This is a genomic window from Kitasatospora sp. NPDC086801 (genome assembly GCF_044745805.1).
Taxonomy (GTDB): Bacteria; Actinomycetota; Actinomycetes; order Streptomycetales; family Streptomycetaceae; genus Kitasatospora.
This window is the reverse complement of record NZ_JBIVAX010000112.1, coordinates 1-1,258: the sequence shown is the minus strand read 5'-3', so window position 1 is coordinate 1,258 and position 1,258 is coordinate 1. Positions and strand designations below refer to the sequence as shown.

Below are 1,258 nucleotides of genomic sequence, written 5' to 3'. Positions count from 1 at the left end.
GGACTCGGCTCATCCACGTGCAGCGTCATGGGCAGCACCCCGTGCCGCATCGCCATGACCATCTTGATCACGCCCGCCACACCGGCCGCCGCCTGCGTGTGGCCGATGTTCGACTTGATCGACCCCAGCCACAGCGGCCGGTCATCAGAGCGCTCCTGACCATAAGTCGCCAGCAGCGCCTGCGCCTCGATCGGATCACCCAACGTCGTTCCAGTGCCGTGCGCCTCCACGACATCGACATCCGCACCCGACAGGCCGGCATTGGCCAGAGCCTGCCGGATCACCCGCTGCTGCGCCGGACCATTCGGCGCGGTCAGCCCGTTCGACGCACCATCCTGGTTCACCGCCGTGCCCGCGACCACCGCCAACACCCGATGCCCGTGACGACGGGCATCCGACAGCCGCTCCACCAGCAGCATGCCAACACCCTCACCCCAACCGGTGCCATCGGCAGCAGCCGCGAACGACTTGCACCGACCATCCGAGGCAAGACCACGCTGACGACTGAACTCCACGAACGTGCCCGACGTGGCCATCACGGTTACGCCACCCGCCAGCGCCATCGAGCACTCGCCCGAGCGCAGCGACTGGACCGCGAGATGGAGCGCGACAGCCGACGACGAGCACGCGGTGTCGACGGTGACTGCGGGCCCCTCGAACCCGAAGGTGTAGGACACCCGCCCCGAAGCGATCGCGCCCGCGCTGGTGTCGAGGAGATAGTCACTGCACATCATCCCGGCGAACACGCCGGTCGCGCTGCCCGTCAGCGTCCGGGGGTCGATCCCGGCACTCTCGAATGCCTCCCACGACGTCTCCAGCAGGAGGCGGTGCTGGGGGTCCATCGCCAGGGCTTCGTTGGGGCTGATCCCGAAGAACTCGGGGTCGAACTCGCCCGCCTCGTAGAGGAAACCGCCCTGGAGTGCGTAGTCCGCATCCTCGACGTTCCATCCCCGGTCCACCGGGAACGCGGACATGCCGTCCTTGCCGGAACCCACCAGCTCCCACAGGTCTTCTGGCGAGAAGACCCCACCCGGGTAACGGCAGGCCATACCGACGATGGCAATCGGGTCGTCGGGGGCCGCCACGGCCACCGGCTCCACCGGAACGTCGTCGTCGGCCGAGCCGACCAACTCGCCACGCAGGTGTTCGACCAGCGCCGCCGTTGTCGGGTAGTCGAACGCCATGGTCGCGGGCAGCCGCAGTCCGGTCTCCTTGTTGAGCCGGTTGCGGAACTCCACTGCGGTCAACGAGTCGAACC

At 68.1% G+C, this 1,258-nt stretch carries 1 protein-coding gene; it reads right to left on the bottom strand.

Annotated features, from left to right (window positions below):
* Positions 1 to 1,258: beta-ketoacyl synthase N-terminal-like domain-containing protein (locus tag ACIPLC_RS38220; protein ID WP_400477670.1), on the bottom strand; the 1,258-nt coding region annotated here is incomplete at both ends.